Below are 24,459 nucleotides of genomic sequence, written 5' to 3'. Positions count from 1 at the left end.
AATTGGCTTGCTAATTAAATCATGAAAATACGTTATCTTCCGGGCGTAACACTGATCGTTTCATCACTTGTTTTCGCAGCAACTGAGGAAAATCCTGTGTTTCATAGCGAAATAAGTTCTATTCCCCCAACCATTGCTGCGCAAATGCAAAACTATACTTGGCATGAAGGCTGCCCTGTACCACTAGAGCAATTAGCTTACCTCCAACTCAGCTACTGGGGTTTTGATAATAAAACTCATACGGGAAAATTAATCGTCAACCAAGAACTGGCACATGAAGTCGTTGATATTTTTAAAGAGCTTTACCACCATCACTTCCCCATCCAACGTATGGAACTTATGGATACTTTTTATGGGGATGATGCCGCATCTATGGTGGCGAATAACACTTCAGCGTTTAATTGCCGTGAAGTTACCGGACGCGCTGGAGAATATTCACAGCATAGTTATGGGCGTGCTATTGATATTAATCCTTTAATGAACCCCTATGTCAAAGGAAACCTCGTCTTACCTCCGGAAGGAACAGTTTATGTTGAGCGTGCTCATCCTGACCCAGGACAAATAGTTAATGGTGATATTGTGTATCAAACCTTTATCAAACACGGTTGGGATTGGGCTGGTGGCTGGTTTGATTTACAAGATTACCAGCATTTTGAAAAAAGAGCGCAGGGAAAAAAACGCAATCCTTATGGTTATGGATTTTAATAATTATATTTCTAAATTGTAGGTTGGGGCCATGGGCCTAACCTACACGTCATTGCAAAACGCCCTACACATTAAGAATGTGTAAACCTATTTTCACTAATAAATTGATTGAGCTCCTCCAACTGCCTCTCTTCTATATACGCGTTCTGGCGTAAATCTTGAACCAAAGTCAATCGATTCAATTTTTGATATAGCTCTTCCATATTTTCATGGCGCCCCTTACCAAAAAAGCGCGAGCGACTATAATAATTTGCCCAACTACTCTCAGTTTTCTGATGCCCCAATGCTTTTAATTCACACAATTTTTCTATGGGTGATTTATCAGAATTTAAAATCTTAAAAATATAGGAAATACCCGAACTGTTGCTTCCCCGAAATTTATTTTCATCACCAAGGATCTGCGCATGGTGATTAAAACAATTTATAGCCCTATCCAACTTTAGATTTTCTGCATTCAAGGTGGCAATCGCTTTGTCTAATAGAGGATATGGACAATCTTCTCCTTCAAAATCAACTAAGCGGTTTTCATTAACCAATTGCTTTGCCAACACATAATGAGACTTAGGTTTTTTAGTCAATGTAGAAAGTAGCTGATAAATTTCTTCTTTCGATCGGACCATAGCTCGGTTAAATAAGTTACTTGCAGGCCACGAAACATTAAGCCGATTTGGCATATTAGACTCTAAGTGATGCCTTTCTTTTAATAAATGCCAATTCAAGTAGTGACTTTCCAACCGCTTAAATTCTTCCGTCAGTAAAAACCAGTCAGCGCAAAATTTATTATACGCATCCATCCGTGCTCGCAATGAAGTGAAGAACTTACTAACCACACTAATATTTGGACGCAGCTCAGGTTTTTTAGCTTGCATCTGATTAATCAAGGTTTTAATGTCCTCCAATAAAAACGGATCAACATCAGAAACATCGTAGTCAGTAAATATACCATCTAAACAATAAGGCGCATTAACAAGCAATGGTGCAAGAGAGTACACCTCTTTATTACGAAGTATGTTCGTGCAGCCAAAAAGCTCCGCAAAAACTCCTGCCAGAGCATACATATCTGATGCATAACTATACTCTGCTCCAGTGAGTACCTCAGGAGCCATGTAGCCTATGGAACCTACAACAGACTCACTCTGATATGCTTGTTTTCTCGCCAAGCCAAAATCAATAAAAATAATCTGAAATTGTCCGGGAGGAATGCCACGCCGAGGATCATCAGGAATTTCTTTATAACAAATATTCGATGGCTTAATGTCGCAATGCACCATTTCTCGTTGCTGTAGAATGAACATTTCATTGGCAATATGTAATGCAACTTCTACGCGCTTCAGAAAAGGAAAGAGCACATCTCCCGGTTTAAAGGGAAGTAATTTATCAAAACTAGGACCACAATCTTCAACTACCGTAATCACTTCCTGCTTTGTATCGATTACCGAACTCACCCGTACGTGCTGTTGTCTTTGCAAATGTGCTTCATACACAGTACTTCGTACTAACTCTTGATGGGAAATCTGGCGTGTACCAACGCGTTGTATTTTCGCTATATCATTTGTTGCAGTAACCTCTGCCTGATAATCATGTTTAACTTTCGTTATCGTAATTTTAAATTTTGACTTATAAGATACGCCAAATTGGCCCTCTCCTACGGGCTCAGACTCCAAGATATGCCATTGATTCTCTGCTGATTTAACCATTTGATGGCTAAATACAAAATCGTCTTTAGCAATTTTTATAGGCATAGACAATGGAGGCAGCAACTTGTTTTTTTTGCATTCATGCAAAAATTTGGCGACCTTTTTATCAAGTAAAAAAGGTGTTGGTTGCAGTCTAGTTAATGAGCTTAAATCAATAAAAGGCATTACTCGTCTACCAAAACTCAAAATATGTGCGATTTTACGTTAAAAACATGATCAGCAATACATCTAAGTTTCTCTTTTTTGATCTAATGAATAAATTACAGAGTAATTTTACAAATCTACTTACGAGAACAACAGATTCAGGTTAAAATAAGCCCCAAGCAAATAAGAAGTTTAGACATTACTCAACGACATGCCCAATTCACTAATTCGAACCAAACAAATCTCCTGTGTTGTCCCGGTTTATAATGAAGAAACCGTTATTGCGGAGTTTATTGCCGCCCTAGACACAACACTCAAGCAACTTGCTTATTCCTATGAAATAGTGCTTGTTGATGATGGCAGCCAAGATAATACCCAAGCAATCATTCAACAGTTAAGAAGCCAATATTCTTTTCGTTACCTACGTTTTAGTCGTAACTTTGGCAAAGAAAAAGCGATTAGTGCAGGATTAGATTATGCGCGTGGTGATGCGGTAATTTTAATGGATGGTGACTTTCAGCATCCACTCGAATTATTAAGTGAATTTGTTGCCAAATGGGAGGAAGGTTACGACATGGTTTATGCGGTACGCCAAAATCGCGCCGATGAATCCTGGCTAAAACGTACTTGTGCAAAAACATTCTATCAATTCACCTCCAGAATCAACCGCGTTAATATTCCAGCTAATGCCGGAGATTTTCGGCTATTAGACCGCAAAATAGTCGACGAATTGCAAAAGCTTCCCGAGCGAAATCGTTTTATGAAGGGCTTATACAGCTGGGTAGGTTTTAAACAAACCGCGGTTCCGTTTGAGGTACAACCACGAAAAGCGGGCTCTTCGCAATGGAACTTTTACTCCTTAATCGATTTGGCGATTACGGGAATCACCTCATTTACAGCCTTTCCTCTACGCCTCATTGCTCTCGGAGGTATTGGAGTAGCGACCTTAGCGATACTTTATGCGGCATGGATTATCATAAGCACCTTAATTTTTGGCATTAAAACACCAGGTTGGGCAACCATAGTCACTGCAATTACCTTTTTTGGTGGTTTGCAGCTTTTTGCTTTAGGAGTGGTCGGCGAATATATAGGACGTGTCTTTGATGAAGTAAAACATAGACCGCATTACATTATTGATGAGGAAGCCAGTTTTGATGAAAGTACAACTTAAGTTAAAACACCGACTGGTTTATTACGCAGGAATTGGAGCCACAGCGGCAGCCACACATCTTAGTATTGTCTTTTTACTAGTAAACTTTGCGCATATGCACGCACTAGTAGCCAATATTTTTGCCTTTTTTACTGCATTTAACGTCAGTTTTTTTGGCCACAAATACCTTACTTTTTCACAACTGCATGATCAAAAAGTATTGCGCTTACCCCATTTTTTTCTGGTAGCAGCATCTGCAGGTGCAATTAACGAAGGCCTTTATTTTCTAGTGTTACGCTCCACTCATTTAAATTATCTATTTGCGCTTGGTTTAGTTTTATTTTTAGTTTCCGTGTATAGCTTCTTACTCTCAAGATATTGGGCCTGTCGCTAACATTCCCTGCACAACTTCTACAGGCTCACGAATAATCAAACGAGTTCCCGACATTTCTTTTATCTTAGGTAAGACGGACTCCACACGCTCTGCAGTATCAACAAATTGCACAACCAAGGGTAAGCGAGCGCCAATATCAACAAATGAAGCCGTTTCAACCGGCTCTCTATAAGTAAAACCTGCGATGGCACGTAAGACGGTTCCCCCTGCAATTCCTTCTTCATCCAGCATAGACATGAGTTCTAAATGCAATGGACGATGCTTCCATTTATCAGACTCATTAATATAGATAGAAACTTTCATACAATTCATAGACGTATCCTTACGTTTGGCTCTATTTATTGAGAGCAAATCTAAATTGCTCGCGCAAGGCTAACTCCCGCAATCACGGCAATGAGACAAAAAAGATTATTACAGATAAAATTCATAGCAGCAAGGCCATAATCCCCTTGCTCAATTAAAGCATACGTTTCATAGCTGAAGCTTGAAAAGGTGGTATAGGCGCCACAAAATCCAACAGCAACAAAAGCACGCCACTTAGGATCAAGTTCGATTCGCCCCAAACTCCAAGCTAGAAAAAAACCTAAGATAAAACTTCCGGTTAAATTAACAATAAATGTTCCATAAGGAACGCCTGAAGATAAATAACGCAGCGAAAGACGATTCACAAAATAACGCAAATTAGCGCCAATAATCGCCCCCATGGAGATCCATAAAATATCAATCAAGATGTCCCTTCCTATGTATTGTGGGCCTATGCCCTATATTCTAATGTACAGAAGTTAGTATAAAAAATAATGCCAAACATCTCACTGATTTTTGCATACAAAATAAAAAGATATCCATAAAATTAAAAGCTTGCATCTAAATAAACTTTCGTATAGCCTCCATTTCACGGCCATTGCCTTATAAATTAAGAATAGCCTTCCTTGGTCACTTAAAAGAACGATAGACTAAAGGATTATTATTTTTTATTATCAGGATAGATTAGGATTTTCTAATGAAACACTTCATTAAATTTGGATTCATAGTAGGGCTAACCCTCAGTTCTCAGGCATTTAGTTCAGACCCCGTTCAAGGTATTTATTTAGGGCTCTTAGGGCAAATCAGCCGTACGATTTCCAACCCCAATGTTAATTTTAATATTGGTAATAGTCAGTTCTCCCTCGCAGACTCAAGTCCTGTTACGCTTAGCCCAGTTGGTGGCGGTGCCGGTTTTTCTCTGGGATATAGAATAAATACAGTGCGATTGGAAGGGCAATTCCTTTTTAATATTAATAATTATGGGGAATTAAAAGTTGGTTCATGTACCCTAATTAGTCCGAATGTTATGGGCCCCGAGGGCACTTGTCCTGCTGCAATCAGTAATGACCAAGGTATCGGTTTAGGTTTTAATGGTAATACCACCGGTATTTATGGCATGTTTAACGTATTTTATGATTTTCTTTCCAGTGATCCGAATACTAAGATGTTTCCCTATATTGGTGTTGGTTTAGGTGGGGCCATCATCAAAAATAAAGCCAACTTTGCCAGTAATCAATATAATGCTCTTGGTAGCACCTTTTCTACGACAGTAAGCACCTCAAATAATGGTTTTGCTGCTCAAGGAATTATTGGAGTTGGTTCTTATTTAGATGATTTTGCAACCATAGGTATAGATATCCGTTATACCTCAGCCTTCAATCCTAGCAACAATAATAACACTACTACAAGCTCAAATGGGTCGAGTAGACAACTTGGAATTGTAACGCTTAACTTTACAGGTACTTATGCTCTTGATAAGGGCAGTGAATAGGTAAAAATTGTAGGTTGGGCCCATGGCCCCAACCTACACGTCCTTGCAATATTTCCTCATGCGTATTTTTTTAAGCCTTTTCTTTTACCTTAGTCTTTTCTGTTTCCTTCTTATCATCCTTTTTCGCAACTGTATCCACCCGCTTAATCTCTCTACGATAATCTTTAGCTAATTGGCAATACAACTTACGCAGCTCAGGGGTCGTGTCCTCACGACATAACTTTTGCAATCGAGATAAGGTTTTTTCATTAGGTGCCTCATTGCCAATAGCAATTAGGGGAGTATAAAGAAGCATTAAAAGTAAAATTCTCATTAAAATCCTTAGTATTGGTCATAGGCGCACAAATTATCCTAAAGCGGGATAATCAATATACCCTTTTTCATCCCCACCATAAAAAGTACCTCGGTCCCATTGATTAAGCGGTGCATTAAGACGAAAACGCTCCACTAAATCAGGATTGGCAATAAAGTCTTTACCAAAGGCGACCAAATCAGCATAACCTGAAGCAATAGCCTCTATCGCTAATTCGCGTGTATAGCCATTATTCACCATCCAAGGGCCATGAAACTCATCGCGTAAGGCATGAAAATCGAATCCTAAAAAGTCACGAGAGGTTCCCGTTGTTCCTTCAATAACATGAATGTACGCTAAATTTAAGCGATTTAATTCACGCACTAAGGGAAAATAAACTGACTGGGGTGAGGTTTCTGTAATTCCATTCATAGAGCCCACAGGCGATAAGCGAATTGCAGTGCGCTGTCCACCAATTTCATTAGCCACAGCTTCCATCACTTCTAGTGGAAAACGTAAACGATTGGCAACAGAGCCACCATAATTATCCGTACGATGATTCGCTCCATCCGATAAAAATTGTTGGAGAAGATAGCCATTTGCACCATGAACTTCAACCCCATCAAATCCAGCCTCCATCGCATTACGTGCTGCCCTACGGTAATCCTCAATAATTAGAGGAAGTTCATCTAACCTTAATGCTCTTGGCTGTCCAATATCAGTAAATGTACCAGATTCTATAAAGGTTTTTTGCCCTACAGGCGTTAATGCCGAAGGGGCTACAGGCTCAATCCCACCAGGCTGTAAACTTGGGTGAGAAATGCGTCCTACATGCCATAATTGAGCATAAATAGTCCCGCCCTGTTCATGCACCGCCTGGGTTACCAGTTTCCATCCGGCGACTTGCTTAGGAGAATAAATGCCAGGGGTCCAAGCATAACCTTTAGCAGTTGGTGAAATTTGGGTTGCTTCAGAAATAATAAGCCCTGCTGAAGCTCGTTGCTCATAGTATTCTGCATTTAATGCATGTGGGGCATCAATCTCATGCAGAGCGCGATTACGGGTTAACGGCGCCATAACCAAACGGTTTTTTAATTGATGACCTCTTAAATCAAATGGAGTAAATAGAATAGATGCGTCAGTATTCATGATTTATATCCTTATAATGGGAGTCAGTTATCCTGTTGCAAGCAGGACGAACTTAAGATTCAAATTATAGTACACCTAAAGCCACTCCATACTCCTGACAATCGTGTAAAAATTCATTACTGGAAAAGTAATTCATTTCAATGGTACGAGTAGCGGCGATGACATCAGGTTCATTCGAGTGCTCACCTGGATGACACATGATTAAGGTAGGACCCGATATGGAATGCAACCAACTACGAAATAAACTGCGATAATCAGTATGCGCTGCAAAATCATAGATACCAGAGAAAAAAATATTGTGTGGAATCGCAGCCTTAGCTAAAGTCGCACGCAAGGCCCTACCCCCTGTAAACGCCAAAATTTTCGCTTTCAACCGATATTGCTTCACATCAACAGTAGGATAAGTAGAACGAATAGATGTCCCATGCTGCCTTAATTGCTCATCATAAAGGTCAACAATCACTTGGCGTATGCGGGGAAATTGATGAACATGTTGATGCCCATCAACAAAGTCAGGGAGCTTCCCCATCACATGAACAAATTGCGCCAATTGCTGCTTAAACTCTTGGGCAATAAAGGATAATTTAATTGAGGCTAAATGGCTCTTAATAAGTAATTCATTGAGTGAAAAACAAGGCCGATCAGGCATTGATAAGAAATTGCCTTCGGTTAAATTAAAATGTAACCCAATCTGCACCTGCTCGTGTAAAGCCAATAATTCTTGGGCATAGGCCGGGAATGAGGGCATATTGACCATACAACTTACCGCGGATAAACGCCCCATTTTTGCTAGTTTTAAAATTCCTTGGGACACACCAGGATTTAATCCAAAGTCATCAGCGCATAGCCTAATGCTTTTTATTTCGCTCACCACCCACACCTATTTTCTGAGAAAAACCTATGATAACGCATCTCAATAAGAAAATCAGGCCGCTTCCGCATCTACATTGATCTGGGTTTTACTGCAAAGAATCGAGAGCCTAAGATATTGATACATAAACCACTAATTACCAATAATCCAGCCACCAGTTTCCACATATAAAACGGTTCACCCAAAAAGAACACCGAGCTTACCATAGCCACTACAGGAACTAACAAAGTGAATGGAGCCACCATACCTACAGGATAGCGAGCCATTAACCAATTCCACAAGCCATAACCCACCCAGGTTGAAGCGAAAACGATATAAAACACGGCTCCTATTCCTTTCCAGGTTACGTGAGCAAAGGTAGAAGTGAAATTATCCACCCCCTCCACCATTAAAGAAATTAAAAACATAGGAATACAGGCGACAAAGCTACCCCAAACAATAAGTGCGATCATATTAACGTGTTCGCCCTTAATTTGTTTGGTAATTAAATTGCCAATTCCCCAAGTCGCAGCAGCAGCAAGAATAAAAATAAAGCCGGCTAAAGAAATATCATGGTCAAAGTGCATGGCGACTAAAACAATCCCAGAAAAAGAAACCAAAGCCCCCATGATCTGCCCGATATTTGGTTGCTCTCCTAAAAGGATAACCGCAAAAAACATACTAAAGAAGACTTGTACCTGGATAAGGATTGAAGCAATACCCGCGGGCATACCAAAACTCATACCGAGGAAAAGCAGTGCAAATTGCAATGCGAACATCACCAAACCATATAAAGCCACCATTTTGAAGGATTTCTTAGGAAATTTAACGAAAAATATGGCAGGAACACTGGCAACGAGAAATCGGATGGCGCAAAGCAATAAAGGAGAGATCTCGGTAAGCCCAATGCTTACAAAGAGGAAGTTTATTCCCCAAACGAGAACGACAACCAACGCTAACAATACATGAGGGATTGGCATTTTTAGGCACAACAAATTAAAACCTTATTTTAGCGTAAAAGCTGTAACAAAGCTAGATACAAAGTTTAATTTTTATACATTTCATCGTGTAAAAAATGAGGAAATTCAGTATGGAAATATAAGAGGATACACTCAGGAGCCGTAGCCCGTATTAGCTACACTCATACGGGCTACGGCTCTCTTAAGCAAGGTGCTTTACGCGTCTTCCTTAAGTGCCTTTTCCACTACCTTAATCAACCGTGGGGCATCAGGTGACGTAGTTGAATAAAAATAATCAACCAATTCGCCTTTGCGATTAATTACATATTTATGGAAGTTCCATTTAGGTGCGGTGCCAAAACCCAATTTTTGCTTAGCCCATAAATAAAATGGATGTGCCTGCTTACCGGAAACAACTTCTTTTGCCGCCATAGGGAAAGAAACTCCATAATTAATCTGGCAAAAAGTAGCGATTTCTTCCGCTGCACCTGGCTCTTGGCTACCAAAATCATTAGAAGGCACACCTAAAATGACAAAACCTTGATCTTTATAGTCTTCATAAAGCTTTTCTAAGCGAGCATATTGAGGTGTAAAACCACATTTTGACGCAGTATTCACAACCATTACCACCTTACCTCGAAACATATCTAGAGGTAATTCTTTGTCGCCAACCAATGTATGAAACGCGTAATCATAAGCATTATCATGAAGATTAGGTGCATCCGCTGATGTTGTAGTATTCATAAGAAAACATCCTAGTATTAAAATGAGAAAACGCATTAATGATCCCTGAAGGGGCCTGTCTTGTGAATTATATACCTAACTATAAAAAAATTCAGTTCCGCTTTGCAAGTGAACAGGTTAAACTCACAATAAAATCAAATACCTTCAAATTCAGTACTCATGATCATTCCAATGAACGAACTGGTTCTAGCCACCAGTAACCAGGGAAAAATTAACGAATTAAACGCGCTTCTAGCCCCTATCCAATGCATCTCACAAACAACTTTAGGGATAACCGATGCCGTGGAAGATGGCTTAAGCTTTATAGAAAATGCGCTGATTAAAGCGCGCCATGCCAGCCTGCATGCGCAAAAGCCCGCTCTAGCGGATGATTCAGGATTAGTAGTTCCCGCGTTAAATGGAGCACCAGGAATTTATTCCTCACGTTATGCCGGCAACAACGCCTCTGACCAAGAAAATATCGACTTGTTATTAAAAAATATGGCGCATTTACAAGGCGAACGACGCCAAGCCTATTTTTATTGCGCCATGGCTTTCGTATTGCATGCGAAAGACCCTACCCCCGTGATTGCCACCGGTATTTTTAAAGGGACAATCCATACCTGCACACTAGGTGATGGCGGTTTTGGCTATGACCCTATCTTTTATGTTGATGAATACCAATGCACAGCAGCCCAGTTACCTGCTAAACTTAAAAATAATATCAGTCATCGCGCACACGCATTAAAACAATTGCGCACACTTATTCAGAATCAATCATGAACGCAGAAATAGAAGGACTCTTTGCACAAGCCTATAAGCTCCAACACGAGGGAAAATTACCCTCAGCCATTTGTATTTATGAACAAATATTGGCTAAAGATCCGCAGCATTTTAATACCCTGAATTTTTTAGGATTAGCGCATGCCCAAGCTGGAGACATGCATAATGCAATTCTTTATTTGTCCCAAGCCCATGCCATGAACTCCCAAGATGCCACGGTACTGAATAACCTGGCAAATGCTTATAAAAAAACCCATCAATTGGACAAAGCGGTTGCATATTATTTGCAAGCCATTGAATTAAGCCCTGATTATGCCCAAGCCCATAATAATTTAGCCACCATTTATGCCTTGCAACATAATTACCACCAAGCCCTACAGCATTATACTAAGGCTGTTCATGCTGAGCCTGATTTTAGTCCAGCACACTTTAATCTCGGCTTACTCTTGCTGCAAAACAATCAGTTAGAAGCAGCAAAAGTTCAATTTAATAACGTCATTACCTTGAATCCAGACCATATTGAAGCCCATTTTTATTTAGGAATTTTGCACTTAGAAAGCAATACCCTTGATGAAGCAGAACATGCCTTTCAACGTGTTTTAGAACAAGATAGTGAACAAATACAAGCGCTCACCAACTTAGGCGTGGTGGCTTTAAAAAGAGAGCGAAATCAATTAGCTGTAGACTATTTCAGTAAAGCAATCGCCCTAGATAATGATAATGTCGATGCCCGCAATAATTTAGCAGCAACCTTTATGCATCATGACCGCTTTGAAAATGCACTCATGCACTATGATGTGTTGTTACAAAAAGATCCTGACAACATCGAATACCTCTACAATTCAGGGGTAGCTCAAATGGCCCTAGGACATTTAAACGAAGCCATTATCTTTTTTGATCATATACTGCGTTTAGATAAGACCCATACAGCCTCTTTAAATAATTTATCCGCAATTTATTTGCGCATGGGCCAACGAGAAACATCGCGTGAATATTTGCGACAAGCTTTAAACATTAATCCTGATGATCGAGTAAGTAGTTACATGTTGCATGCGATTGAGGGGGACTCAACGGCAGAAACAACTCCCGAGTATTCTCAGAATTTATTTAATAACTATGCTCTTTATTATGATCAGCACATGCAAGGTACTTTGCATTATTCAATCCCCCAGCATATTACACGTATTATTCACCGACTCGGACTACCAAAAAATACCCAAACACTAGATTTAGGTTGTGGTACTGGTTTGACAGGGATAGTGCTTCGCGAGTTAAGCAAACGCCTCACAGGAGTTGACATTGCCCCGAAAATGCTGGCCCAAGCCAAAGAAAAACATATTTATGATGAGTTAGTTGAATCAGAACTCAATGAGTTTCTAGAGAGTAATCAACAACATTATGACTTGATTGTCGCCGCAGATGTCCTTCCCTACTTCGGTGAATTAGATACTTTGCTACATAGCGTACAACAGCATTTAACTCCAGAAGGTTATTTTATTTTTACCACCGAAATTAGTGAAAAAGAGCCATGGTTTTTACAAACCAGCGCCCGTTTTAGTCATCACCTGGATTATGTAAAACAATTAGTAGAAGAAAATCAGTTGCAATTAATCCAAAATGAAAAAGTACCGGCGCGCATTCAAAATCAACAGCAGTTAGAAGTGATGTTGTATGTAGTGCAGAATAGGACGTAATTTTATAACAAACGCAGCATTGATGCAGTACAGCGTAATCAAGGCTTCCTTTAGAAGGACAATTCTAAATCCGGATTTACCCTCAATATCTCATTTTTAAATAATTGCTTTATCTGTTCCAACGAAGCTAAATCAACCGCTTCAAAACGCGCACTCAAGCAGGGGGAAGTATTTGAGGCACGTAATAATCCCCATCCCATAGGAAACTCAACACGCAATCCATCAATCGCAATAATTTTTGCCCCCGCAAACTCGGCCTGTTCGACAAAACGCTGCATAAATAAAAACTTTTCTTCTTCAGCGATATATATTTTGAGTTCTGGGGTATTTACACTATTAGGAATTAAGGCAAATTGCTCGCTTACTGTTAACTCTGAAGCACTAATGATTTCTAATAATCGGCATGCGCTGTATAAGGCATCATCAAATCCATACCAACGATCTTTAAAAAACAAATGGCCACTCATCTCGCCGGCCAAAATTGCCTGCTCTTCACGCATCACTTGTTTCACAATGGAATGACCTGTAGGGCACATTTTAGCCACGCCACCTGCAGCCAGAATCTCAGCCTCTAAATGACTAGAACACTTAACATCAAACACAATGGTGGCACCAGACTGGGTAGCAAGCAACGCACGCACATAAAACATCATCAAGCGATCAGGCCAGATTATTTCGCCCGTATTGGTAACTAAACCTAAGCGATCTGCGTCGCCGTCAAAGGCTAAGCCTAAATCGGCTTGATGCTGTGCAATTGCTGCTTTTAAATCATTCAGATTCTCTGCCATACTGGGGTCAGGATGATGATTAGGAAAATTTCCATCGACATCACAATGCAGGGGAATTACTTCACAACCTAAGTCACTAAGCACTTTAGGAACCACCGGGCCTGAAATACCATTCCCACAGTCAACAACAACCTTTATTGGACGTTTAATCTGGATGTCACTTTTAACACGTTGCATGTACTTGGGTAGCATGTCGACTGCAGACTCTTTGCCCACACCCAGCTCTCGCTTTTGCTGCGCAATCAAATGGTACAAAATCTCAATATCTTCTTGTATCAGCGTTTTGCCTGCCAAGACCATTTTGATGCCATTATAATCTGCAGGGTTATGGCTTGCAGTAACCATCAAACCGCAATCAATTCCTTGAGTATGCGTTGCGTAATACATAACAGGGGTTGCAACCATGCCAAGATCAACCACATCAATGCCACTTTCAAGCAAACCCTGTTTAAGTGCTAAAGCTAGAGCGGCACTCGTTAATCGCCCATCACGCGCTAAAAAAATCTGTTGGCGTTGCAACGCATGCAAACGACAGGCGATGGCCAAACCGATGCTGTAAAAAGCATCCTCATCCAATTCTTGGCCAATGATACCTCTGATGTCATAAGCCCGAAAAACAGAACGAGAAATTGGCCGTTGCTGGTAGCTCATTAATGTCTCCCTGAGCTGCCAAAGCCGCCTTCACCACGAGAACTTTCCGTAAACTCATTAACGAATTCGAATGCAGCTTGCACTACAGGAATAAATACTAATTGGGCAATGCGCTCACCGGGATTAATAGTAAAATGCTCACTGCTGCGATTCCAACAGGAAATCTTTAATTCCCCTTGATAATCTGAATCAATCAAACCAACCAGGTTACCTAAAACAATACCATTTTTATGACCTAATCCCGAGCGAGGTAAAATCACCGCGGCCAGTTTTGGATCACCTATATAAATAGAAATCCCTGTAGGAAGTAAGACCGTTTCTTGAGGAGCAATTTGTATTGGCTCATTAATACACACGCGCAAATCCAAGCCCGCAGAGCCATCAGTCGCATAAGTAGGTAAAGGGATACTCTCCCCAATACGTGAATCAAGAATTTTTAGTTGAATTACTTGCATTATCATTGTTCCTAAATCGTAATGTCGCGTTATGTTCAGGCGCCATTGTGCAGAGATGCGGCAAGAATTGCAATAATTTGTCCTGCCAATCGTGTTTTATGGGTTAAAGGCAAATCAATTTGTTTGCTTGGAGTAATTACCGTCACTTGATTTAACTCGCTTTCAAAGCCAAGCCCCCGCCCTACGGCATTCGCCACAATCATGTCCAATTTTTTACGCTTTAATTTATCTTGAGCATAGTGGATAACATCCGTAGTTTCCGCAGCAAATCCCATCACAAAAGAGGCTTTTCCCGTTTCAACTACTGAGCTTAAGATATCGGGATTTTTCGTTAACGTTAAACTAAGTTCAGCATGCTCGGTTTTCTTTACTTTTTCGGTCGCTGGTGATTGGATGTGGTAATCGGCTACAGCAGCAGTGCCAATAAAAATGCTACCAACCTGCAATTCTTGCATGACCACATCCAACATTTCTTGAGCTGACTCTACTTTTAACCGTTTAATTCCAGCAGATACGGATAACTCACAAGGTCCGCTAACTAAAGTTACTTGCGCCCCTGCCCTTGCTGCAGCTTCAGCCATCGCATAACCCATTTTTCCGGAACTATGGTTACTAATATAACGTACTGGATCAATAGGCTCCCGTGTAGGACCTGCCGTAATAAGGACTCTTTTTCCGGATAATAATTGATTCACTTCATACAAACGCAAGGCGCTAATGATTTGTTCTGACTCACTAACCCGCCCCAAGCCAAATTCACCACAGGCTTGGGAGCCCTCTTCAGGCCCTACCAAAATAGCGCCGCGAGTCTGTAATAACTTACAATTGCTTTGGGTTGCAGGATGCGACCACATACTGTGATTCATTGCCGGACACACAAAAACGGGAACTTCAGCAACCAGGTATAAAGTAGATAATAAATCATCCGCAATACCATGGGCCATTTTTGCCATAAAATTGGCAGAAGCAGGGGCAATCACTAAATAATCAGCCCAGCGCGCCAACTCAATATGCCCCATAGCCCGTTCAGCCTGCGCATCAAACAAATCGGTGCGCACCTCATTACCGGATAATGCTTGCATCAGTAAAGGAGTCACGAATTGTTGAGCTGATGCAGTCATAACCACCTTAACCTCAGCCCCTAAACGGGTTAAATCGCGGACTAGGTATGCCGACTTATAAGCCGCAACTCCACCACAGATGCCTAAAAGAATTTTTTTACCTGTAAAATCTTGCATGATTACCGTTTTGAAAAAAATGATGCTGATCAAAACATAAACCATGCAATAAAGAAATACAAAATTATTAAAAGCCGTTTACAGCCGCCTTATTTCAATCAAATAGGCTATTTTTGATAAAAATATTGCAACTCCTTCTATTTTTGATAAAAATAGCCCCGCAAAACTTCGCAATAAAGGAATAAATAATGACGTTTGTCCAAACAACACGGCAGTTAAATCTGCGTGAACGGTTACTTACCAATGGTGTACAAAGCCTTTCTGACACCGAATTATTAGCTATCTTCATTAGTTCCGGCAGTGGGAAACGTTCCTGCCTGCAATTAGCTGCAGATCTGCTCCGACATTTGGGGGATTTACGTGGAGTGCTCAATGCCAATCAACAGCACTTTCAGCAAGTCCCAGGGCTTGGAGAGGTTCGCTATACTCAATTACAAGCAGTTAAAGAAATTTGCCGGCGTAGTGATTTTATCCAGCTGCAAAAGGAAAGCCAAATTACCAACAGCAAACAAACCTATGCATACTTAAAGAAAAGATTACGTGACTATAAAAATGAAACCTTCGCCGCTATTTTTCTAGATAATCAACATCGTATTATTTCTTATGAAGAACTTTTTTCGGGTACCATTAATACCGCAACCATTCATCCCCGGCCTATCGTAGAACGTGTATTACAGCTTAATGCTGCAGCCCTTATTCTGGCACATAATCATCCATCGGGAGTCTCCGATGCAAGCCAACAAGATATTGCGGCAACGGAACGTATTCGGGATGCACTCGAATTGGTCGATGCGCGTTTGTTAGATCATATTGTTATTGGTGATAATGAGGTGTATTCGATTATCGCTGAGAGTAAGTGGATTTGTAATTAATATGAATAGCTCTTCGCATTTATAACTTGTAAACATTGAGCCACACAATAGCTCCATGTTGGGCCATAGAACCCCCATGGAGTTATTGCACTCTTACACTGGTATTTCTTGTTTTTATCTAATACACTGAGAATAAAATATTACTTTCAAGGACATAAATCATGCCATTTGATAATAAATTAGTAGCAGACTATACCGAGTTAATCAACGATGAGCTCGATAATATTGCTATTAATACTCTTGAAGAATATGGCCTAATAAGCTCCGCCCTACAGAGACTTATTCCTCCTGATTACGGCATTTGGAGCTACGTGAAAGACATTCTGTTTCCTACACCACCACCCACAGCGCTGCCAAAATATATAGAAGAACGAGTTTCTATGGTTAAATATTATCTGGATTCTCCTGAGGATTATGTGGCCTTACCAGAGAATTATACGGAGTATAAGCAAATCATTATTCGGCGTATTAAAGCAAAAATTAGTGAATTTGACGCTCTTGATATTGTTCAAAAAGAAAATTATATGCAAAATTTAGCTGCTAAAAAAGGCATGGTACATCCAAGCTTGCAACGACTGGGGCCAAAATTATCCTCTGCTCCATATTATAAAAAAGAGTTTGAGTTTGATCTTTGCGAAGATGGCTCTGAATCAGAAAATTATGGGTTGTATGGATATAATGCTAGTGAGGAGGAATCATTATCTTATTTTGATATCAATATGAATGTGAGTGTTGATTATGAAGGAGAACGACGATGGGGAATGTTAAGTGGATGATGTGCTCTCCCCTACGCCCAACCATGATCCAATAACACGCATCAAGCCCGAGCAAAATCAAAAGAAATAATCTGCGCCAACTCCGGTTTTTTTAATGCCACAGCTAATAAACGATCCACACCTAATGCCACCCCACTACATGCCGGTAACCCATGTTCCAAAGCCTGTATAAGGTACTGATCTGCCTGAGCATCCGGGAATCCCTTCTTTTGGCGAATTTGTTGATCCAAAGTAAAACGTTTTGCCTGCGCGGTGGCATCCGTCAATTCATGAAAACCATTCGCCAATTCAACGCCCTGGTAGTACACTTCAAAGCGTTCAGCCACCCCATCATTAATTTTAGCTAAAGCAGCTTGAGATGCAGGGAAATTGTAAACCGCAACGGGGGCATTTTCTTTACCTAAAAATGGCTCAACCACATGGCTCATGAGTAAGAATAAATACTGGTCCCGATCCTGCTCTTCAGGAGGGAGTACATTATCCAAATCATGACGTACTAAAACCTGGCGCAATTGTTCTATCGATGCAGTTAATGGATTGAGTGCACAAGCCTCTTCAAAAGCTTGCTGATACGTTTTTTTAAGCATCGGCGGCGCATGCATTACTGTTTGTAAAAATAAATCCATTTCTTCCATCAACGCATGATGGTCTATGCCTAACTGATACCATTCTAAAAGAGTAAATTCTGGATTATGCCAGCGCCCTAATTCATCATCACGAAACACCCGAGCTAGTTGAAAAATAGGACCACTGCCTGCAGCAAGCAAGCGTTTCATGTGATACTCAGGGGAAGTTTGTAGATTGTAGGTTTCTCCACGAAATAAAGCTTTGACATTGCTTAGATAAACATCCGTTGTACCATAGCGCGCCATTACGGGTGTTTCTACTTCCAAATAGCTACGGCTATTAAAAAAATCACGTATATTAGCTAAAAACTGCGCGCGTTGTCGCAATGATTCGATGGAAGCGGAAGGTTGCCACATTTTAATAAAAAATCCCTAACTCAAGTCGTGCCGCTTCCGTCATTCGCTCTTGCGTCCAGGGTGGCTCCCATACCAACTCAACCGTGCAATCACGTACTCCTTCAACTTGATTTACGGCTTGCTCTACGGTTCCAGGGAAGGTTTGAGCAACCGGGCAGCCAGGAGTGGTTAGCGTCATTTGTACGGCCACATGCGCCTCTTCATCAATAGAGACGTCATAGATAAGTCCTAAGTCATAAATATTGACGGGAATTTCAGGATCAAAGACGCCTTTGAGTGCAGTAATTACCGCCTCTTTCATCATTTCAGGATCTTGTTTTTTCTTTAAGCCAAACATACAGGTACCTGCTCTATCTATTCAGTTTTCACGACATTACAGTCTTTATTCAATGCCGCTTCCAAGGTATGCCAAGCCAAAGTCGCGCATTTTACGCGCGCGGGGTATGCTTTAACTCCAGCCAATACCGTGAGTTTATCCATTATCCGTAATTGTCCATCTTCATTTTGCGTCAACATATGGTGAAAGCGATGAAAAAGCTCATGAGCCTCATCCACCGTTTTTCCTTTAATGGTATCGGTCATCAATGAAGCAGAAGCTTGTGAAATCGCACAACCACAGCCTAAAAAGCTCAACTCGGAAATCTTATTCTTATCCAATTTGACATAAACAGTTAATTTGTCGCCACATAAGGGATTAAACCCATTGGCTTGAGTGGTTGCATCATCCATCGCATAATGGTGTCGAGGGTTGCGATTATGATCAATAATGATTTCCTGATACAACTCACGCAAATCAGCACTCATGCAAATACCTCTTTAACTTGGTTTAACGCCTCAATACAACGATCAATTTCTTCTTTGGTATTATAAAACGACAGCGAAATACGCGATGTTGCCGCAACGCCGTAGAAATCCATCAAGGGCATGGCACAATGATGGCCACTACGTAAAGCAACGCCCCTACTGTCCATAATGGTACCGATATCATGCGCATGAATACTTTCATGAACAAATGAAACCACAGGAACTTTCTGCTTTGCTGTACCAATAATTCTAAAGCCGCCCAAAGATAGGACCCCTGCCGTTGCGTAATCAAGCAACTCTTTCTCATAGGCAGCAATAGTTTCTAAATCCAAAGACCATAAATAGTCTATAGCAGCACCCAAACCAATTGCCCCAGCAATATTTGGAGTACCTGCTTCAAATTTTTGCGGTAACGGTGCGTATTCAGTGGAATCAAAAGTGACGTAATTAATCATTTCACCCCCACCTTGATAAGGAGGCATTTCTTCTAAAAGTGCCTCTTTACCCCATAATACCCCGATTCCTGTTGGGCCATACATTTTATGCCCAGAAAATGCATAGAAATCACAGTCTAATGCTTGTACATCTACCGGTAGATGTGCCGTTGCTTGTGCGCCATCTAATAAAACAGGCACACCGTACTCATGGGCCATTTCAATCATTTTTTTAACTGGATTAATAGTGCCCAAGGCATTCGACACATAATTAAGTGAAACAAAACGCGTTTTCTCATTTAATTTTTTGGCGAACTCTTCGAGGATAACCTCCCCTTCTTGAGTAATTGGCGCTACTTGTAATTTGGCACCAGCCTTTTTACAAATCATTTGCCAAGGAACAATATTCGAATGATGTTCCATATGGGTAATTAATACTTCATCACCTGGGAGCAAACGGGGAGCAACGTAGCTTTGCGCCACTAAATTTATTGCCTCAGTAGTGCCACGCACAAAAATACATTCACGTGCAGAACGAGCATTAATAAAATGCTTCACCCGCGAACGTGCGACTTCATAAAGATCGGTTGCACGAACACTTAAGGTATGCACGCCACGATGCACGTTGGAATTATCCAACTCATAATAACGTTTAATTGCATCAATAACCGCTTTCGGCTTTTGCGTCGTCGCAGCATTGTCAAAATACACTAAATCATGATCATTGACCTTCTGATGCAAAATCGGAAAGTCATCACGGATCGCTTTGATATTTAAAGTGTCAACTAATGAGTCAATCGTGTCCATGTGCTTACCCCAGTTGTTGTATTAATAAATGACCCATAACTTCCGCCAACTTAGCTTGCGGAATGAGCCGCAAATTATCCTGAGCAAAAGCATGTATTAAATAATGGGATGCTTCCACACGGCCTATTCCCCGCGTTGCTAAGTAAAACAGTGCCTCTTCATCCAATTGGCCAACTGTTGCACCATGTGAACACTGTACATCATCGGCAAAAATCTCTAATTGCGGCTTGGTATCAACCTCCGCATTAGCAGTAAGTACTAGATTTTTATTTTGCTGCTTGGCATTGGTATGTTGTGCATCTTTCGCTACAATCACCTTACCATTAAATACTGCGCGTGAACGACCGGTTAAAATACCTTTATAGTCTTGCTCACTCGTACAGTTCGGCACTAAATGGTGTACTGTTGTGTGATGATCCACATGCTGTCCTTCAGCAGGGGCATAAATCCCATTCATTAAACAATGAGCTTTCTCTTCTTGCAAATACAGGCTTAAATCAGAGCGTACACATTTCCCACCTAAACTTAATGAATGGTTCGCAAAATCACTACTCGCTCCTTGCTTCACCGAAACATGACCTAAATGATAAGCCATTTTACTTTCGCGCTGGAGTTTATAATGAGTAAGTTTGGCATGAGCACCTAGAAAAACTTCAGTGACCACATTGGTTAAATAACACGTGCCTTCCACACCTTGATAATCTTCAATAATCGATGCTTGGCTGTCTGCTTCAGCAATAATTAAATGTCGCAAGTGCACTGCCTGATTGGCTTGGTCTTGGACATGTGTTAATGCAATCGGCTCATCCACGCAGACACCTTTGGGAATATAAATAAATACTCCACAATGAATCATGGCGGTATTTAAGAAATGGAACCCATGTTCTTCGTTTAAACTGTGGCCTAAATGCGCCTGTACTAATGCAGCATGGCTAGTTAATGCGCTCGCTAAAGGCAATACTAAAACACCTGCTGGCATTGCTTTGGCAACCTGCTCTATCCCAGAAATTAATCCGTTATGAATAAGCACTTGTTGCGCGATAGGCAAACCGGCAACTTGCGGGCTTACCGCAACTGCATCGCGCTTATACTGCGTAAACGACTGTTTTAATAAGGCATCAACATTCGTGTACTTCCACTCTTCATCATGACGAGTAGGAAAACCTCGGCGGTTTAGATTCGTTAACGCTTTTGTTTGCAACTGTGCAAGCCAGGGAGTCGTTGATAAACTGGCTGCTGCCTGTTGCTGATAAAAATCCAGAATCTCGTTCATCACTACACCGTTTCCTCAAGCCAGCTGTACCCTTTTTTCTCTAATTCGAGTGCTAGGGTTTTATCACCAGACATAATAATTCGCCCATTCACTAACACGTGAATAAAATCAGGCTCAATATAATCTAATAGGCGTTGATAGTGCGTTACTAAAACAATTGAACGCTCAGGTGAACGCATAGCATTTACGCCATGGGAAATGATACGTAATGCATCAATATCCAAGCCTGAATCAGTTTCATCAAGGATTGCTAATTTAGGTTCTAATGCCGCCATTTGCAGGATTTCATTGCGCTTTTTCTCACCGCCGGAGAATCCTTCGTTGATGCTGCGATATAAAAAGCTTTCATCCATATCCAATAATTCGCACTTTTCACGAATGAAGCTTAAGAACTCAATAGCATCTAAAGGATTTTTGCCTTGGCCTTTACGCACGGCATTGACAGAAGCCTTAAGAAAATTAATGTTGGTTACCCCAGGAATTTCTACTGGATATTGAAACGATAGGAAAATTCCAGCACGCGCACGTTCCTCAGGAGACAAGGGCGCTAAATCATTACCTAAATACATCATCTCGCCACTGGTTACCAGATACGAAGGATGACCAGCTAAGACTTTAGATAAGGTGCTTTTTCCTGAACCGTTAGGGCCCATGATGGCGTGAACTTCACCAGGATTAACATTAAGGTTAATGCCTTTTAAAATCGACTGTTCGTTCACTTCAACATTTAATTCATTAATTTTTAACATATTAGCCTACTGCCCCTTCTAAACTTAAACCCAGCAATTTAGTGGCTTCTACAGCAAATTCCATGGGTAATTCTTTCAATACTTGCTTACAAAAACCGTTCACAATCATAGAAACTGCATCTTCAGTGTCGATGCCGCGTTGTTGGCAATAAAACAATTGTTCTTCACTGATTTTTGACGTTGTTGCTTCATGTTCTACTTGTGCGGTTGGATTTTTCACCTCAATGTATGGGAATGTATGTGCTGAACATTCAGACCCCATCAACATGGAGTCACACTGAGTGTAATTACGTGCATTCGTTGCCGTTGGCGCAATGCGTACTAGACCACGATAAGCATTATGAGCACGACCCGCACTGATTCCTTTAGAAATAATGGTAGAACGGGTGTTTTTACCAATATGAACCATTTTCGTGCCTGTATCGGCCTGTTGGAAATTATTGGTTAAGGCAACCGAATAAAACTCACCCACCGAATCATCACCTTGTAAGATAACACTAGGATATTTCCAGGTAATCGCAGAGCCGGTTTCAATCTGAGTCCAAGAAATTTTAGAACGTTTACCACGGCAAGCACCGCGTTTGGTTACAAAATTATAAATACCGCCCTTACCTTCTTTATCACCAGGATACCAGTTTTGTACGGTAGAATATTTAATTTGCGCGCCATCTAAAGCCACTAACTCAACTACAGCCGCATGCAATTGATTTTCATCACGCATCGGAGCGGTACACCCTTCAAGGTAGGAAACGTAGCTGTCGTCATCAGCAATAATCAAAGTACGCTCAAACTGTCCCGTAGATGCAGCATTGATACGGAAATAAGTAGATAACTCCATAGGACAACGCACGCCTTTAGGAATGTATACAAATGAGCCATCACTAAATACTGCTGAATTCAACGCAGCATAGAAGTTATCACGATAAGACACTACAGAACCTAAGTACTTCATGAGTAAATCAGGATACGTGTGTACTGCTTCTGAAAATGGGCAAAAGATTACCCCTTTCTCAGCCAATTTAGCTTTAAAGGTCGTCGCTACAGAAACACTATCAAATACAGCATCAACCGCAACACCAGCCAATAACTCTTGTTCTTTTAAAGGGATCCCTAATTTTTCATAGGTTCTTAATAATTCAGGATCAACCTCATCTAGACTCTTAGGCGCATCTTTTTTGCTTTTAGGCGCAGAATAATAAGAAATAGCCTGATAATCGATTGGAGGATAATGCACACTAGACCATTCAGGATGTGGCATAGTTAGCCAGTGCCTGAATGCTTGCAAACGCCATTCCAGTAAAAACTCGGGCTCCCCTTTAATGGCTGATAAACGACGAATTACGTCTTCATTCAGTCCGGGTTCAAAAGTTTCTACTTCAATGTCGGTTATAAAACCATGTTGATATTCTCTATCGAGCAGAGAATTAAGTTGCTCACTGCTTTTAGCCACGATTGACTCCACTTGCTAATTGTCGGATACGCTCTATATCGCGTACCTGTAGAGTTGGTTTTGCCAAGGTATCCAAACTCACACTATCCAACGCGGTCTCTATCGCCTGGCTAATAAGTCGCCAATTGCCCTGAATCGTACAAACTCCTTGTAACGAGCAGTCATTAGGTTGCAAACTGCATTCGGTGAAACCACGATGTTCTTCCAACGCAAAAATAATTTGCGACACGGAAATTTCAGTAGCAGGCCTACGTAACCGATATCCTCCGGTTACTCCTCGCACGGAGGTGAGCAAGCCTGCACTGGTTAAACGTTTTAAAATTTTACTTACCGTCGGAACAGTCAAATGAGTATGTAAGGCGATATCACGGGCGTTACATAAATCTTGTGGGTGCCTGGCAAGGTACACCATCACAACTGTTCCATAATCGGCCAATTTGCTGATGCGCAGCATAACACTCCAAAGCCAAATAATCTAGTACTAAATAAGTCTTAATTAAAGACAAAGCCGGTGCATAATTATTGTTATTCTTACTTTAAATATAGTACTAAAATAGTTCTATATGCGGCACAGGCGAATGGTACCTTATTATAGTGGGTTGGCGCAAGTTAGAGATGTTTGGAAATTCCACATCGTAGCCCGTATTAGCACAGTACAATACAGGGATTTGAGCCGCGACATGTAGGTTAACCCCATGTGTTCTGATGCGGCACGATGCCTTGTTGGGCCATGGGCCTTATAGTGCTCAACACGAGGCAATTGCTAATCCCAATTACATAACGTATTATCTTCTCTTTTAAATTTAGAGTTTTTGCACATCAGAATGGATGACAGAGCAAAAAA

Annotated in this window: 27 protein-coding genes; 8 read left to right on the top strand and 19 right to left on the bottom strand. The window is 40.9% G+C overall.

The window, feature by feature from the left end:
• The first annotated feature begins 96 nt into the window (after window positions 1-96).
• A complete protein-coding gene (locus J2N86_RS03625) occupies window positions 97-705 on the top strand; it encodes a M15 family metallopeptidase (RefSeq protein ID WP_252581045.1) in 609 nt (202 codons plus the stop codon).
• A 71-nt stretch (window positions 706-776) separates the two neighbouring features.
• On the opposite strand, the gene J2N86_RS03620 is transcribed toward J2N86_RS03625, so the two are convergent.
• On the bottom strand, window positions 777-2,567 hold the full coding sequence (locus J2N86_RS03620) for a protein kinase domain-containing protein (protein ID WP_252581044.1): 1,791 nt from the start codon (window positions 2,565-2,567) through the stop codon (window positions 777-779).
• 190 nt (window positions 2,568-2,757) lie between these two features.
• Here J2N86_RS03620 and J2N86_RS03615 point away from each other — a divergent pair, with 190 nt between their 5' ends.
• Complete coding sequence (locus J2N86_RS03615) at window positions 2,758-3,717, top strand: glycosyltransferase family 2 protein (protein WP_252581043.1); 960 nt, start codon at window positions 2,758-2,760, stop codon at window positions 3,715-3,717.
• Complete coding sequence (locus tag J2N86_RS03610) at window positions 3,701-4,090, top strand: GtrA family protein (RefSeq protein WP_252581042.1); 390 nt, start codon at window positions 3,701-3,703, stop codon at window positions 4,088-4,090. Before J2N86_RS03615 ends, J2N86_RS03610 begins: the two co-directional genes overlap by 17 nt.
• Here the strand turns inward: J2N86_RS03610 and J2N86_RS03605 are convergent.
• Together J2N86_RS03605 and crcB are read right to left on the bottom strand one after the other, a co-directional pair.
• Entirely contained in the window at window positions 4,067-4,402 is a 336-nt protein-coding gene (locus J2N86_RS03605) for a DUF190 domain-containing protein (RefSeq protein WP_252581041.1), read from the bottom strand. The genes J2N86_RS03610 and J2N86_RS03605 overlap by 24 nt on opposite strands.
• 41 nt (window positions 4,403-4,443) lie before the next feature.
• The gene (gene crcB / locus J2N86_RS03600) at window positions 4,444-4,818 is read right to left on the bottom strand and encodes a fluoride efflux transporter CrcB (protein WP_252581040.1); all 375 of its coding nucleotides are present in this window, start codon (window positions 4,816-4,818) and stop codon (window positions 4,444-4,446) included.
• A 272-nt stretch (window positions 4,819-5,090) separates the two neighbouring features.
• Between crcB and J2N86_RS03595 the strand changes: the two genes are divergently transcribed.
• Entirely contained in the window at window positions 5,091-5,885 is a 795-nt protein-coding gene (locus J2N86_RS03595) for an LBP/BPI/CETP family protein (RefSeq protein WP_252581039.1), read from the top strand.
• Window positions 5,886-5,955: 70 nt separating this feature from the next.
• Here J2N86_RS03595 and J2N86_RS03590 read toward each other — a convergent pair whose 3' ends face one another.
• From J2N86_RS03590 to J2N86_RS03570, 5 genes are all read right to left on the bottom strand, one after another.
• On the bottom strand, window positions 5,956-6,198 hold the full coding sequence (locus J2N86_RS03590) for a hypothetical protein (protein ID WP_252581038.1): 243 nt from the start codon (window positions 6,196-6,198) through the stop codon (window positions 5,956-5,958).
• Window positions 6,199-6,231: 33 nt separating this feature from the next.
• A complete protein-coding gene (locus tag J2N86_RS03585) occupies window positions 6,232-7,326 on the bottom strand; it encodes an alkene reductase (RefSeq protein ID WP_252581037.1) in 1,095 nt (364 codons plus the stop codon).
• Between the two features lie 64 nt (window positions 7,327-7,390).
• Window positions 7,391-8,197 carry a ChbG/HpnK family deacetylase gene (locus tag J2N86_RS03580; RefSeq protein ID WP_252581036.1) on the bottom strand — a complete coding sequence of 269 codons (807 nt, stop codon included), beginning with the start codon at window positions 8,195-8,197 and terminating at the stop codon, window positions 7,391-7,393.
• 71 nt (window positions 8,198-8,268) lie between these two features.
• Window positions 8,269-9,156, bottom strand: a complete 888-nt coding sequence (locus J2N86_RS03575; RefSeq protein WP_252581035.1) for an EamA family transporter — start codon at window positions 9,154-9,156, stop codon at window positions 8,269-8,271.
• 195 nt (window positions 9,157-9,351) lie between these two features.
• Window positions 9,352-9,879 carry a glutathione peroxidase gene (locus J2N86_RS03570; protein ID WP_252581034.1) on the bottom strand — a complete coding sequence of 176 codons (528 nt, stop codon included), beginning with the start codon at window positions 9,877-9,879 and terminating at the stop codon, window positions 9,352-9,354.
• 171 nt (window positions 9,880-10,050) lie between these two features.
• Here J2N86_RS03570 and rdgB point away from each other — a divergent pair, with 171 nt between their 5' ends.
• Both rdgB and J2N86_RS03560 read left to right on the top strand, forming a co-directional pair.
• On the top strand, window positions 10,051-10,641 hold the full coding sequence (gene rdgB, locus J2N86_RS03565) for an RdgB/HAM1 family non-canonical purine NTP pyrophosphatase (RefSeq protein ID WP_252581033.1): 591 nt from the start codon (window positions 10,051-10,053) through the stop codon (window positions 10,639-10,641).
• Complete coding sequence (locus J2N86_RS03560) at window positions 10,638-12,335, top strand: tetratricopeptide repeat protein (protein ID WP_252581032.1); 1,698 nt, start codon at window positions 10,638-10,640, stop codon at window positions 12,333-12,335. Before rdgB ends, J2N86_RS03560 begins: the two co-directional genes overlap by 4 nt.
• A gap of 50 nt (window positions 12,336-12,385) precedes the next feature.
• Here J2N86_RS03560 and J2N86_RS03555 read toward each other — a convergent pair whose 3' ends face one another.
• Genes J2N86_RS03555 through coaBC form a run of 3 tightly spaced genes read right to left on the bottom strand, consistent with a single transcriptional unit; the run spans window position 12,386 to window position 15,467 of the window.
• The gene (locus J2N86_RS03555; RefSeq protein ID WP_252581031.1) at window positions 12,386-13,774 is read right to left on the bottom strand and encodes a phosphomannomutase/phosphoglucomutase; all 1,389 of its coding nucleotides are present in this window, start codon (window positions 13,772-13,774) and stop codon (window positions 12,386-12,388) included.
• A complete protein-coding gene (gene dut / locus J2N86_RS03550; protein WP_252582350.1) occupies window positions 13,774-14,232 on the bottom strand; it encodes a dUTP diphosphatase in 459 nt (152 codons plus the stop codon). The genes J2N86_RS03555 and dut overlap by 1 nt, the downstream gene beginning before the upstream one ends.
• 32 nt (window positions 14,233-14,264) lie before the next feature.
• A complete protein-coding gene (gene coaBC / locus J2N86_RS03545; protein WP_252581030.1) occupies window positions 14,265-15,467 on the bottom strand; it encodes a bifunctional phosphopantothenoylcysteine decarboxylase/phosphopantothenate--cysteine ligase CoaBC in 1,203 nt (400 codons plus the stop codon).
• Between the two features lie 188 nt (window positions 15,468-15,655).
• On the opposite strand from coaBC, the gene radC reads away from it, so the two are divergent.
• Both radC and J2N86_RS03535 read left to right on the top strand, forming a co-directional pair.
• Window positions 15,656-16,339, top strand: a complete 684-nt coding sequence (gene radC, locus J2N86_RS03540; RefSeq protein ID WP_252581029.1) for a RadC family protein — start codon at window positions 15,656-15,658, stop codon at window positions 16,337-16,339.
• Window positions 16,340-16,500: 161 nt separating this feature from the next.
• Window positions 16,501-17,115 carry a hypothetical protein gene (locus J2N86_RS03535; RefSeq protein ID WP_252581028.1) on the top strand — a complete coding sequence of 205 codons (615 nt, stop codon included), beginning with the start codon at window positions 16,501-16,503 and terminating at the stop codon, window positions 17,113-17,115.
• 41 nt (window positions 17,116-17,156) lie between these two features.
• On the opposite strand, the gene epmA is transcribed toward J2N86_RS03535, so the two are convergent.
• From epmA to J2N86_RS03495, 8 genes are read right to left on the bottom strand one after another with little or no spacing between them, the layout of a single operon-like run.
• The gene (gene epmA / locus J2N86_RS03530) at window positions 17,157-18,098 is read right to left on the bottom strand and encodes an elongation factor P--(R)-beta-lysine ligase (RefSeq protein WP_252581027.1); all 942 of its coding nucleotides are present in this window, start codon (window positions 18,096-18,098) and stop codon (window positions 17,157-17,159) included.
• Between the two features lies 1 nt (window position 18,099).
• On the bottom strand, window positions 18,100-18,435 hold the full coding sequence (locus J2N86_RS03525; RefSeq protein WP_252581026.1) for an SUF system Fe-S cluster assembly protein: 336 nt from the start codon (window positions 18,433-18,435) through the stop codon (window positions 18,100-18,102).
• 17 nt (window positions 18,436-18,452) lie between these two features.
• Window positions 18,453-18,902: a Fe-S cluster assembly sulfur transfer protein SufU gene (gene sufU / locus J2N86_RS03520; RefSeq protein WP_252581025.1), complete on the bottom strand. Its 450-nt coding sequence runs from the start codon at window positions 18,900-18,902 to the stop codon at window positions 18,453-18,455.
• A complete protein-coding gene (locus J2N86_RS03515) occupies window positions 18,899-20,143 on the bottom strand; it encodes a cysteine desulfurase (RefSeq protein ID WP_252581024.1) in 1,245 nt (414 codons plus the stop codon). The genes sufU and J2N86_RS03515 overlap by 4 nt, the downstream gene beginning before the upstream one ends.
• Window positions 20,144-20,147: 4 nt before the next feature.
• Window positions 20,148-21,416 (bottom strand): Fe-S cluster assembly protein SufD, encoded by a 1,269-nt coding sequence (gene sufD / locus J2N86_RS03510; RefSeq protein WP_252581023.1) that lies wholly within the window; start codon window positions 21,414-21,416, stop codon window positions 20,148-20,150.
• Between the two features lie 2 nt (window positions 21,417-21,418).
• The gene (gene sufC / locus J2N86_RS03505) at window positions 21,419-22,165 is read right to left on the bottom strand and encodes a Fe-S cluster assembly ATPase SufC (RefSeq protein ID WP_252581022.1); all 747 of its coding nucleotides are present in this window, start codon (window positions 22,163-22,165) and stop codon (window positions 21,419-21,421) included.
• Window position 22,166: 1 nt separating this feature from the next.
• Window positions 22,167-23,615: a Fe-S cluster assembly protein SufB gene (gene sufB, locus J2N86_RS03500; protein ID WP_252581021.1), complete on the bottom strand. Its 1,449-nt coding sequence runs from the start codon at window positions 23,613-23,615 to the stop codon at window positions 22,167-22,169.
• Window positions 23,608-24,069: an SUF system Fe-S cluster assembly regulator gene (locus J2N86_RS03495; RefSeq protein ID WP_252581020.1), complete on the bottom strand. Its 462-nt coding sequence runs from the start codon at window positions 24,067-24,069 to the stop codon at window positions 23,608-23,610. Before J2N86_RS03495 ends, sufB begins: the two co-directional genes overlap by 8 nt.
• Between the last annotated feature and the right edge of the window lie 390 nt (window positions 24,070-24,459).

The sequence above is a fragment of the Legionella lytica genome (assembly GCF_023921225.1).
Taxonomy (GTDB): Bacteria; Pseudomonadota; Gammaproteobacteria; order Legionellales; family Legionellaceae; genus Legionella; species Legionella lytica.
Note: the sequence above shows the minus strand (reverse complement) of the source record. Positions and strands in the feature narration are given on the sequence as shown.

What these genes read in the sequence shown, in the direction of transcription:
- radC (WP_252581029.1), top strand. Translation starts at nt 15,656, where the DNA reads ATGACGTTTGTCCAAACAACACGGCAGTTAAATCTGCGTGAACGGTTA.
- J2N86_RS03525 (WP_252581026.1), bottom strand. Translation starts at nt 18,435, where the DNA reads ATGTTTGGCTTAAAGAAAAAACAAGATCCTGAAATGATGAAAGAGGCG.
- epmA (WP_252581027.1), bottom strand. Translation starts at nt 18,098, where the DNA reads ATGTGGCAACCTTCCGCTTCCATCGAATCATTGCGACAACGCGCGCAG.
- sufU (WP_252581025.1), bottom strand. Translation starts at nt 18,902, where the DNA reads ATGAGTGCTGATTTGCGTGAGTTGTATCAGGAAATCATTATTGATCAT.
- coaBC (WP_252581030.1), bottom strand. Translation starts at nt 15,467, where the DNA reads ATGCAAGATTTTACAGGTAAAAAAATTCTTTTAGGCATCTGTGGTGGA.
- J2N86_RS03605 (WP_252581041.1), bottom strand. Translation starts at nt 4,402, where the DNA reads ATGAATTGTATGAAAGTTTCTATCTATATTAATGAGTCTGATAAATGG.
- sufC (WP_252581022.1), bottom strand. Translation starts at nt 22,165, where the DNA reads ATGTTAAAAATTAATGAATTAAATGTTGAAGTGAACGAACAGTCGATT.
- J2N86_RS03515 (WP_252581024.1), bottom strand. Translation starts at nt 20,143, where the DNA reads ATGGACACGATTGACTCATTAGTTGACACTTTAAATATCAAAGCGATC.
- sufD (WP_252581023.1), bottom strand. Translation starts at nt 21,416, where the DNA reads ATGAACGAGATTCTGGATTTTTATCAGCAACAGGCAGCAGCCAGTTTA.
- J2N86_RS03620 (WP_252581044.1), bottom strand. Translation starts at nt 2,567, where the DNA reads ATGCCTTTTATTGATTTAAGCTCATTAACTAGACTGCAACCAACACCT.
- J2N86_RS03570 (WP_252581034.1), bottom strand. Translation starts at nt 9,879, where the DNA reads ATGAATACTACAACATCAGCGGATGCACCTAATCTTCATGATAATGCT.
- J2N86_RS03495 (WP_252581020.1), bottom strand. Translation starts at nt 24,069, where the DNA reads ATGCTGCGCATCAGCAAATTGGCCGATTATGGAACAGTTGTGATGGTG.
- J2N86_RS03535 (WP_252581028.1), top strand. Translation starts at nt 16,501, where the DNA reads ATGCCATTTGATAATAAATTAGTAGCAGACTATACCGAGTTAATCAAC.
- J2N86_RS03615 (WP_252581043.1), top strand. Translation starts at nt 2,758, where the DNA reads ATGCCCAATTCACTAATTCGAACCAAACAAATCTCCTGTGTTGTCCCG.
- J2N86_RS03560 (WP_252581032.1), top strand. Translation starts at nt 10,638, where the DNA reads ATGAACGCAGAAATAGAAGGACTCTTTGCACAAGCCTATAAGCTCCAA.
- J2N86_RS03595 (WP_252581039.1), top strand. Translation starts at nt 5,091, where the DNA reads ATGAAACACTTCATTAAATTTGGATTCATAGTAGGGCTAACCCTCAGT.
- J2N86_RS03590 (WP_252581038.1), bottom strand. Translation starts at nt 6,198, where the DNA reads ATGAGAATTTTACTTTTAATGCTTCTTTATACTCCCCTAATTGCTATT.
- J2N86_RS03585 (WP_252581037.1), bottom strand. Translation starts at nt 7,326, where the DNA reads ATGAATACTGACGCATCTATTCTATTTACTCCATTTGATTTAAGAGGT.
- J2N86_RS03610 (WP_252581042.1), top strand. Translation starts at nt 3,701, where the DNA reads ATGAAAGTACAACTTAAGTTAAAACACCGACTGGTTTATTACGCAGGA.
- J2N86_RS03555 (WP_252581031.1), bottom strand. Translation starts at nt 13,774, where the DNA reads ATGAGCTACCAGCAACGGCCAATTTCTCGTTCTGTTTTTCGGGCTTAT.
- rdgB (WP_252581033.1), top strand. Translation starts at nt 10,051, where the DNA reads ATGAACGAACTGGTTCTAGCCACCAGTAACCAGGGAAAAATTAACGAA.
- J2N86_RS03575 (WP_252581035.1), bottom strand. Translation starts at nt 9,156, where the DNA reads ATGCCAATCCCTCATGTATTGTTAGCGTTGGTTGTCGTTCTCGTTTGG.